The organism is Paracoccus sp. C2R09, from assembly GCF_018860625.1.
Taxonomy (GTDB): Bacteria; Pseudomonadota; Alphaproteobacteria; order Rhodobacterales; family Rhodobacteraceae; genus Paracoccus.
Genome location: NZ_JAHKQB010000004.1, coordinates 1 through 9,643, shown reverse-complemented (window position 1 = coordinate 9,643; position 9,643 = coordinate 1). Strand labels below are relative to the sequence as shown.

Sequence of the window (9,643 nt, the reverse complement as noted above, 5' to 3'; positions counted from 1 at the left end):
TTTCGCGGGGGGCAGGTCACTTGCACTACGCGTAGCAGTGAGAAGAGATCTCCGCGGTCTTCTGCGAATCACTTTGCCTATTTGAGGGCGCCGACCGAGCGCCCCGCAAAACATCCAATACGGCCAAGTCCAATAAGGATAGTGGACACCGAGGGACACGCCCACGGCGGATCGCAAGAGAGATCAGTAGGTGCAGATGATCCTGTCCGCGCCCCGAGAACGCCCTACGAGCGCAATGTCTCTGATCTGCATAAGCTGTCGAAAGTGAAACTTGCGGTCGGAAAGTCCGAGCCCCTGCCGAACGAGAAGGTCATCAAGATCCAGAAGCGCCGTATCGCAGGCTGCGATAACCACCTGCGGATCGAATTCACTGACGCAGTTCGGCAACTCTAGCAGCTCGCAGATGGTCACGAAGTTCCCAGCTGAAGTATGGAAGGCTGCCACGGAGGCGTCAAACCACTCAGTGGCGGATACTTGTTCGTTATCCGCCTGCTCCTCCGCCGTTCGCATACCCTGGAGACGATGCCCAGGCCCGAGAACTGGAACCCCGCCTTTTGCTGCAAAGATCGTTACGCCCATAATCCGCCCCCGATACGGCTCGTTCTTCAGCGGTCTACCTGGTGCGCCGCCGGTCCAAGTTATCGTGTGCCCGCAGTGGGGCCCAAGAGTAACAAGATGGGCCACCGATATCCCGGTGCGGATCCAGTAGATCCGGCCTTCGCGTTGAGCAGATCGGCGTGAACGATTTTTCTACCAATGCGCATAGCTATGTCTTGGGTTGGATCGTCACGGGCAGTCCTCGCTTCCGTTGGGCGCCGCAAACTGGACCTACAGACATACCTGCCCTCTCACGAAAGCTACATCATGTCGCGTGATATCGCCTATGGCTCAGCTGCGATCACGGTTCAGACCTGGGCGAGGACCCCGTGTCCCATCGCCCCAGACCAAGTTCCCCTGTTCATCGAGACCTACTCCCAGTTGCTGTTCGCGCATCTTTCGAAAGAACTCTTCCTCGTTCGGACCAGGTCTCGACATCTGTTCACTGAACGCATCTAGCCAAGCTTTGTCTTCCGGATCGTATTCGTCGTCCGACTTACTCATTCTTCGCCCTTCTCCTCACAGACACCTATACACCGCTTTCCCTGTTGGGCCTTCGCATTTTCTGAATAAGCTAGCTACTTCCGCCACAATGGCCAACCCATCTTGGGAGCACTGTTTCCTGCCCGGATATTTCGAGGGCAGTGTTCATTCACCGCGGCGCTGCGAAGATCATAGCGCATCGAAGCTCTTCGATCCGGCTCATTCTAACGATAGCGGGCGGCCTACATCCGGTTGCGCGCCGTGCGACTTACCCAGAGCAATCATGGACAACTGCGCGCGAAAATTCCCGCTTGGTCATGCCGTGTGCGGGGCTGCGCAGAATCTTCTGGGTGCGGCCGAACTCTATGACGGCGCGTGAGGCATAGTCGCGGCGAAAAGCGGCGAGAAATCGTTCGGAGCGACCGCCTTACGGACGTCAGACGGATAGCAGTTACCGAGTCCCTTGGAGACGCGATGGGTAGCGCGTGCCTGATCATTCGTCAAAAGGTAGAACGTCGGCGACAGCGTTCGTAGATCGAGCTCGACAAAAAGAAAGAAATCCGCATCGCCCTTCGTCGCCATATCGACCGGCCAGCGGGAGATCTCGGTGGGCCGATGCAGGAACTGACGGGTCTTCACCTCGATGGAGCGAGCCAAGCCATTCACCACAGCCATCAGATCATGTCCCGGTGCCCCCTCAGGGCTCACATATGCTGCGATTCCCAAGGAGTTCAGCTTTGCAAGAGCGAGGGCTTCGCCAAGATTGCCCGATTGCTGGTGCGAAAGCTTCCGCATTCTTGATGTTTCGCTCCTTGCTTCTCTTTTCCATCTTACCGTGCTGCGAACGCGATGCCCAATGCAAGATACGCCGCGGGGGTGAAGCCAGAGCTGTCTGGACACTGCCTCAATACATTCAGGTCTGTTCGGCCCATAGCAGTCGGTCACGTTTAGTAAACTGCTGCAGTGCAGCTTCCCGGAACCGGCCGTTCATGGGTTTTGCGGCGATTCAAAAGGCCAATGTGGCCGGTGCGCGCGAGATTGAAGCCGCTGGTCCACGAGCGCGAGGCAATTATTGCATTGGAATGAGCTGCTGTTGATCCAACCTAGGTTTTACAACGCAGTCTTAACGCATGGATGCCTGTGCGCGCTTATACCTTCCTTTAACATGCTCTGCAGTCTGATCAATGCTGGGATAAACAGTTGTTGCATTGATATTTAGCGCATCAAGCTGTTCAAGGATGCCCTGTTTACCGATGATTTTTAGGCGCAATATTTCCAAGCCGTCTTGACCGGTATCAGGGAGGATTGCTCCGTGACCGTATAACAGAAAAGCGCCCGATTGGGGCTTGATACGTGCGTTATTGTGCTTGGCCTTCGCGCAAACAATCGATCCCAAATGATCGGGGTTAATTCGGCCTTCGAAAAAGCCCTTCTCTGACTTGATGTGATGAAGTAGCTTTTCAGCGACCTTGCTACTATTGAAACTGTCAATATCTAGCGCGAGATCAATTTCATTTTTCTGATCATAGCTAAGATTGCATAAATTGGATATACAACTTACAGTATCAGAGTCGTAATATTTTATCCTGGCCTCAGGCACCCTAAAAATAATTACCTCTCCGGGAGTATCAATCAACTCTTGCGAGCCGTAACAGGCAAAAAATAAGGCAATTAAGGGATTACTTGAGATATCAAGAAGCCGCGTTGGCAATCCGAAGTGCTGCATGCGAACCAGGCGATCGAAACAATACTGATCACCTTGAAACTCCTCGTAATGAGCGATAAGCAACTCTTTACTAAGGCGATCTTCGCTAGTTAGGAACTGCCAACTGCCGTCAGGCCATTTTCGCAACACCGTAGGTGTAAGCTCATACTTCGCGTCTTCATGCCCGCGATAAAAGACTTCCGCATCTCCACGCGGCGGTAAGCTTTGGAGCGCTGCAAGAAATTCTTCTATGTTTTTGACGGTGGCAATGACATTCTTCTTTTGCTCCGGCGGTGCTGCAGCTGGAGCAACCTGTTTGTCCCTAATGTATTTGGCCACCAAGTGGGCATATTCCGGCTTGCGTTGAGCAAGAAGCTCAAGGATAGGCCTTACTTCGCCGTCTCGGACCGCCCAGTGTGTGCGGTATAGCTGGAAGCCATCGGCCCCAAACGCCTCAGTTGCATCGTTGACATCGGAAAAAGTGACCTCGCCAAATTCCACGATTGGTTCGAAGTCTGCTACAACTTCTTTTCGATCAGCTTGCACATTTTTAAGCTGACCGAAGCGCACATGCATTGTTGCGCTGCCGTTTGCTCGCCAAACTTCGCTGCACAAGAAAGTGGGTAGCGTCCCGAGGAAGGCGAGCGCCTCCTCGCCAAGCTCATCTAGCCCGTTTGCTAGCTCCTTTGGCGTATACTCCAGCATACGTCCCCGGCTCATACCGACTTGGGCCGCCCCATCGACGTAGTCAACGTTGCCAAAAGAAATGTAGTTGAAGTTGCCTGCCATTTGCCCGCCGTCGCGTTCCTACTTGCATTTTAAATACTATGCCCAAACTGCACGATGCAACAAGAGGCTGCCGGTGTTCGAGGGCCTAAGCATATGGGATGATTTGCTCTGATAAGCTCTGGGAAGAAGGTAACGCGGCCAGGTCAGGACCGCGATCCCGCCAAAAAGGCAGGGGCGACGAAAAGGGGCAGCATTGCGCGCAATCTCGGTCGTCAGACGAGGAACGGTCATGGTCACGCCTCGGCAAGAATTTGGCATCAGGGAGACCTTCATCAACAACAGCGCCGAGCGCGACGTCAGGATCGAGATACTTGCTAACCAGCGTGTCGAATTTACTCGGCCCACTATCGGTCGACTTCCGACAAGACGTATTTCGAATGTGGTGCATCCCACTTCAAAGCGCCTCGTGGCGCGGCCAAAAGTTGCTCGTCCTCTCCTCTACGCCTCGGATCCCTTATCGGCGAGAAATGACTGTGCGCCCCACCTGCCAATTCTATGTGAGCCTATTCGAACTTTCCTATACTCCAATGAAAGTTGCGATGTCCGACGCGGATTGCCATTGCCTTCGCTTCGCCGACAAGTGCGTCGAGAACTGCTTCAATCTTCGAGGTGTTATAGCGCCCGTGCTCAATAGCACACCATTTGAGAAAATCCGTTTGTGGCGGTTCCTTCGGTTCCACTGCACCTGCATACTTTCCATGATCGCTATGCCAACGCTGCCACCGAAGAACACATCTTCCGACGATGTCTTTTCTTGTCAAATCGAGGTATGCCTCAATGGGAGCGCCGACTTGGTTAATGCTCAGGGTCAGAGGTTCAGGTCCGGGGCCGTAGGTTTCAAATCTTTCGAATTCTGGTAGGGAGGGCAGCACCATCGCACGGCAGTAGGGGCCGATAGCACGCGGATCGATTGTTTTGAAGCTGGTCCAACCTTGCACATCGTTATCAAATATTCCGATGACGCGCAGGCCCGCACCAAGCTCTGATAAACCGTATAGGATTTTTGGGATCTCCCCGGCACCCTCAAAGAGCCAACCCGAGTCTCTTGTCGTTTTACTCACAAATCGAAAGAAGTCAGCCAAGTCAGGTCGAAGCTTTCGCAGCGCCGCCTCAATGATGGCGACATCTGTTTTCCCCTCTGTGATGACAAGGTAAGTGTTTAAGCGAGAAGGGCCGAGCCGGACTTGTTCTTCTGACATTTCCATATCAGTGATCGCGGGACCGTAGTGCCAGATGACCTCCTGGTCGAGGTTCTTGGGGCATTCGGCCAGAATCCTTAGCCGACACAGGGGCGGAACTGCGTCAAGTAGAGCGCCGAGCTGCTCTATTCCTGGCGGTAGCTCATCTTGGTTCTCAACCCATGCAAACTGTATCGGGGAGCGCAGCGCCAGTAGTTCGGCGAAGAGATCAACAGGCTGCACCAAAAGGTCAGCTACCGGATGGCGCCGACATAGGTCTACGACCTCGGCGAAGGTAACTGTAACATCAGCCTTATCATTTAGAATGGAATCCAGATCACATGTCCCGATCCGGAACCTTTCCTCAGCACGCTCAAGCCCAAAATCGAGGAGATCAAGGCGATCAACCATCGCTCGAAGCGTGCGCCTCGCGGCCTGAACGTAGGTGCCTTCAAGGTTATACCCGAATGCGGCGTTCTCCCTTTCTAGCCGCTCTCTGGCAGCAAGCTCGTCAGCGTGAAGTTCGTCATCGGAGAAATCGCGCGCATCTCCCTTCTGAAAGAGGGCTGCGTGGATGTCATCCTTTGTAGATGGGATCGTCTCGATCAGCATGCCTCCCAACCTGAGCGTCATCTTAGTTGGCTGTGGCAATGTCCGCATGCTCGTCCTCGCGATTAGACCTGCATCTTATCTCCGCCGACTGAAAAGAAAAGGAAGCCCAAGCAGTAGGTGGAAGAATGCTGCCACGCGGACCACACGTGGCCTTCCCAGCATATTAGGTAAGGTAAGCTAATCTGCGGCCAGCTCGACACATTGCGCTCGCCCTTCACAGCCTCAAGTGCCGCGCGCGCCTTAAAGCTAGCGTCATGGTTCCTCGTTTACGAATTCCAGATCTCCTCGTTCTGAGGAACCGGCAAACGTCAAATCGTAGCTTCCGTCCCTGCCGATTTCTAGGGAGTAGCTCACCCTCTGCTGCATCACCAAAGGGCTGCTCTCCCCCCAGGCGGGCATAGCGCTTCAGCTACCCGTCACCTTTTCGTGCTTTGCCCGCAATTGCCTATAGGCCCTAAACCTTGATCCCATGCTTGAGCACCGCCCATCCGGCAGGACTGTAGCTCATCCGGATGTCGCAGCGGCACATGGGCGCCGGCACATTTTCTAGTTTGTGCAGTCTATGACGGATATGCGTGACATGCGCGGGCGATGGCTGACACGTGAATAGGAGGTTCGTCGCGTCTCTATCCCAACCCGTCCGGACAAAGGTCTCGAATTCGGTGTTCGGTCGATGCGCATCGTTCTCGGCATGCGAGACAAGCAGGTATGGCATCGCATCCTTCCTTCCACGCCAAGCTTCTCGCAAGCTGTGATAGAAATAGCGGTTCAGCCCGGCATGGTGCGCCACCTGCGCAACTGAGACATCCGTTAGGCGCTCAAGCAACTTCTTCTCGAACCCGTTGCGTCCGGCCTTGAAATCCCACATCCCGGTATCGCCGCAGATCAATGTCGTCTGGCCAGCGTGGCTGATCGTCAGGACATAACTGAGATCGTTGCTCGGCGTGATTCCTTTGACCGGAATATTGCTGGTAAGGGCCATATAGACCGCTGCACGCGCCGGCAGCCGGTCGCGGAACTTGCCGACTAACCAGTCCGATGGACCGAGCAGCGCGATCTGGGTTTCAGCGACGCCCGGTCCTGACGCGGGCTCAAACCGCCGAAGTGCTGCATCCCAACGGAAGTCCTCTGGAATGCCGCGACTAATCGTCAGATACTTTGGGACGACCTTTGCCTTGGCGAGAGCTACAGTCAGTCTATGAAGCGCAGCCCCGTTAATCGCCTTCCGCGCTGAAATCTTGACGAGATATCGCAATGACAGGATCGCGGGCTTGGTATCGCCGCCTGCCTTCAGATACTCAGCCAGGTGATCGAGTGCATCTTCGCCGATCAGGCCCAGATACCGCCAGTGCCGCATGACGCCCCATGGCTCGAAGTTCTTAAGCAGATCCTGATAGGAGACCGGATCGATCAGGTCAGCGTCATCCGCATGATCACACCCGGCCGCTGGACCGCCAGCTTCGTTGTATGCGATCCTAAATGGGATGATTAAGGCATCAAGCTGTTCGTCGGAAAGGCCCCCGCTCCCTTCCTCAAAATGCCGACCCTCAAGATCGTTTGCATAAAAATTGCTGCTGTCGGAGCCGAGCCGAGCCAGTAAACGATGGGCTCGCGTGATCTCTCGGCCACGTTCGCGCAGATAGACTAACAGGTCCGGGACGCTCGTCAGCACCTCGCCAAGCATGTCCTTTCGCGCCGGCTGTGTTCCGGCTGGCACATTGCGATCTTCACTCGTCACCGGCGGCAGCCAAACGTCGCCGATCGCTATGCCGCTCCGGACGATCGGGACGAGGCCCTTGAGATGATCTTCGTCATAGTGAGTCGCGATCATTAAGTCGATGCGTGGCTCTGCAACCTCTTCTCTTTCGAAGACGGCGTTAAGCTTTGTTAGGACGTGATCTTCCACATAGCCATTGCCAACGCCGCCGTCTGCGAGGATTCTGATGTCTCCGTCGGCACCCCGCAGTCGCAAATAAATAGCGCTGCCGAGACCAACCTCGAACATCTCAAGATCAACCTTGCTCGGCTGATAGTCCTCGATCGCATCGTTCATTATTGCGCCTGCTCCCCTAGTTCTTGCTTTGCCGCTAATACGTCACCGGCCCTGTCGGCCGACACTGCCAACTCGTTAGCAATAGTCCAACCGTCGATTCTCACTGGTGTTATACAAAAGCCGCAAAGCTTGTTTAGAATATCTTTGTCCTTACTTTTCTTGCCACCACTGTGAAGGCTGCTGCTATCGACGCGCACAGCTATGATAGCTTCGCATATGAAACCTTCCTGACCGCTATCAGTCCACTTTTCGTCGCTCTGTTATTGCTGGTCGGGCAAGTGCTGGAGGTCGGCCCCTACGCCTCTTTGACAGCTGCTACGCAAGAATGCTGCGCAAAAGATGAACGGCCACTTTGGCCCAGGCCGATAAGCGATTGTTATATAAGTTCGTGACTTCATAACGGCCGCTTTCCGCCCCCTTGTCACATTCTGAAGTCGAGATCGGTGTCGGGTGCCGTGGTTGGCGCGAAAGCGTTGTGGACCTCCTGTAACAGCGCCTGATTCGTCCTGCCTAGGAGATCGGTGAAGCCATCCCGGGCAAAGGTCCGCTTCCAAGCATCGCGCGCGATGAAGCTGTCCATCTCGCTGCGGAATTCGGCAGAGCTGGCGACGGTGACGATATTGGTCACAGCGGCCGCGAGCTTGGGCTCCCAATCCACGATGCCGTAATCGGCAACCTTCTTGCGGACGAGTTCGACATCCGGCTTTGCGCCCTTCTGGCTGAGGAAGCGCAGATCCCAGACATCCCGATGCCGGATGCGACCGGTCGAGGCCGGGAATGCCGCCAGCTTGTCCGCCATGATTTCGTCAAGCTCCTCCACCGGGATCAGCAAATCCTGATAGCCGTCGGGCAGGAAGTCGTAGTTCCGCTCAAGCGCCATGACGGTATTGGTATGGGCCGGGATATTCGTCACCACAATCTTGATGCGCTGCCGGAGAATGTGGTTCTGACCGGGGCTGGTGGTGACGACGACCTGCCACTTGTCGATTGTGATGCCCTGGTTCTCGGGCAGCGTGCGGACCTCCCTGTGCGATTTTACATCGACCTCCAGCCCGTATCGCTTGTCTAGATAGTCCTGCAGGATATCCGAGATCTGCATCAGCTCGGCATTGGTGAAATCGACGCCACCGACGAAGTCGAGATCTTCGGAAAAGCGCGATGATCCGTAGCAAAGCCTCAGCGAGGTGCCGCCCTGGAAGATCAACCTCTTCAGCAGGCCCGCTTGATCCAGCGCGAACAGGATGTCGTATTGCAGAAGCTCTTTCTCGATCACTGGGCGCAGCCCTGCCCGGTCAGGCGTCATGGCTTTGTCAACAAGCTGCTGGAAATTGACCATCATGGCGATGGATCCTCCCGGGTTTGTCGAGAGGCAGACAGCCTGACATTGCGTTGCCGTCCTACGGCGATCTCTTCCTTCGGCACGCCGATCTTCTCGAGATCGGCCATCGAGACCATGTGCAGGTTGCGACCCATGCGCTGGAGGTCGCGCCAGGCCGTGAGTGGCTTGGCGAGGCGCAACGGGCGCCCGGTCTCGATCGTGCCTTCGAAAATATCCTCCGGCGCCCGGCTCGTGTGGCTGAACTCGATGGTGCCGAAAGGTGTATCGAACCGCCCTGACCGTCCCGTGGTCATCACCGTGATGAGCCCGACAGGGATCTGGGAAATCGCGCCATGTTCCGACAGGGCGGATTCCGCACTGATGTAGGACCAGGCGCCGCGGCGGAGCGCCACGGCGATCTTCTCCAGCAGATTGGTGCTTGGAGCGGTTGAGCGCGGGTTGATGTAGATGCCGTTGGCGGCCCGCTCGAGCAAGCCCTGCGCCACGAGGCGCCGCACGGATTCGACGAAGGTCTTCTCGGAACGCTCCGGCATCAGCTTGCGCAGGTCCTCGACCCGGAAGACTTGACGGCCCTTCCTGTCCCATGCGTCGAGGATCTTGATGGCTTCGAGCGCCCGCATACCTACCAGTCTACTTCTTTACGGAGTATTTCTAGGTTTTGTGTATAGTGGTTAAGATCGACGGGGCAATGCAGTCAGCATGTTTTCTATGCCAGTATAGACTTGTCGCAGAGTGATGCTTTCTGGCCGTGCGTTGTTTTCAGCCCTACCGGTAGCGAACTGAAATGCGAAACTGATGTTACTTGCTCTTGGACTTGGACTTGGACCACCTGACCTGGAAACGGATGACGGGTCCCTAGGCTCCAGAATCGTTAATTTTCAAAGCCA

At 55.4% G+C, this 9,643-nt stretch carries 7 protein-coding genes; all 7 read right to left on the bottom strand.

Going from position 1 to position 9,643, the window contains the following annotated elements; genetic code table 11:
• Window positions 1-183: 183 nt before the first annotated feature.
• The 7 genes from KO490_RS00440 to abiEi all read right to left on the bottom strand — a co-directional run bounded on the left by KO490_RS00440 (window position 184) and on the right by abiEi (window position 9,376).
• The gene (locus KO490_RS00440; protein WP_216017435.1) at window positions 184-579 is read right to left on the bottom strand and encodes a hypothetical protein; all 396 of its coding nucleotides are present in this window, start codon (window positions 577-579) and stop codon (window positions 184-186) included.
• A gap of 864 nt (window positions 580-1,443) precedes the next feature.
• Window positions 1,444-1,875 carry a hypothetical protein gene (locus KO490_RS00435; protein ID WP_216017434.1) on the bottom strand — a complete coding sequence of 144 codons (432 nt, stop codon included), beginning with the start codon at window positions 1,873-1,875 and terminating at the stop codon, window positions 1,444-1,446.
• Window positions 1,876-2,203: 328 nt separating this feature from the next.
• On the bottom strand, window positions 2,204-3,574 hold the full coding sequence (locus KO490_RS00430) for an FRG domain-containing protein (protein ID WP_216017433.1): 1,371 nt from the start codon (window positions 3,572-3,574) through the stop codon (window positions 2,204-2,206).
• A 503-nt stretch (window positions 3,575-4,077) separates the two neighbouring features.
• Window positions 4,078-5,385 (bottom strand): HEPN/Toprim-associated domain-containing protein, encoded by a 1,308-nt coding sequence (locus KO490_RS00425; protein WP_256447451.1) that lies wholly within the window; start codon window positions 5,383-5,385, stop codon window positions 4,078-4,080.
• 433 nt (window positions 5,386-5,818) lie between these two features.
• Complete coding sequence (locus tag KO490_RS00420; RefSeq protein ID WP_216017431.1) at window positions 5,819-7,417, bottom strand: hypothetical protein; 1,599 nt, start codon at window positions 7,415-7,417, stop codon at window positions 5,819-5,821.
• Window positions 7,418-7,838: 421 nt separating this feature from the next.
• Window positions 7,839-8,756, bottom strand: a complete 918-nt coding sequence (locus KO490_RS00415) for a nucleotidyl transferase AbiEii/AbiGii toxin family protein (RefSeq protein ID WP_216017430.1) — start codon at window positions 8,754-8,756, stop codon at window positions 7,839-7,841.
• A complete protein-coding gene (gene abiEi, locus KO490_RS00410; protein ID WP_216017429.1) occupies window positions 8,753-9,376 on the bottom strand; it encodes a type IV toxin-antitoxin system AbiEi family antitoxin in 624 nt (207 codons plus the stop codon). Before abiEi ends, KO490_RS00415 begins: the two co-directional genes overlap by 4 nt.
• Window positions 9,377-9,643: the final 267 nt, after the last annotated feature.

Coding starts and splice junctions, on each gene's coding strand:
- KO490_RS00425 (WP_256447451.1), bottom strand. CDS start 5,385: ATGACGCTCAGGTTGGGAGGCATGCTGATCGAGACGATCCCATCTACA.
- KO490_RS00415 (WP_216017430.1), bottom strand. CDS start 8,756: ATGATGGTCAATTTCCAGCAGCTTGTTGACAAAGCCATGACGCCTGAC.
- KO490_RS00435 (WP_216017434.1), bottom strand. CDS start 1,875: ATGCGGAAGCTTTCGCACCAGCAATCGGGCAATCTTGGCGAAGCCCTC.
- abiEi (WP_216017429.1), bottom strand. CDS start 9,376: ATGCGGGCGCTCGAAGCCATCAAGATCCTCGACGCATGGGACAGGAAG.
- KO490_RS00420 (WP_216017431.1), bottom strand. CDS start 7,417: ATGAACGATGCGATCGAGGACTATCAGCCGAGCAAGGTTGATCTTGAG.
- KO490_RS00440 (WP_216017435.1), bottom strand. CDS start 579: ATGGGCGTAACGATCTTTGCAGCAAAAGGCGGGGTTCCAGTTCTCGGG.
- KO490_RS00430 (WP_216017433.1), bottom strand. CDS start 3,574: ATGGCAGGCAACTTCAACTACATTTCTTTTGGCAACGTTGACTACGTC.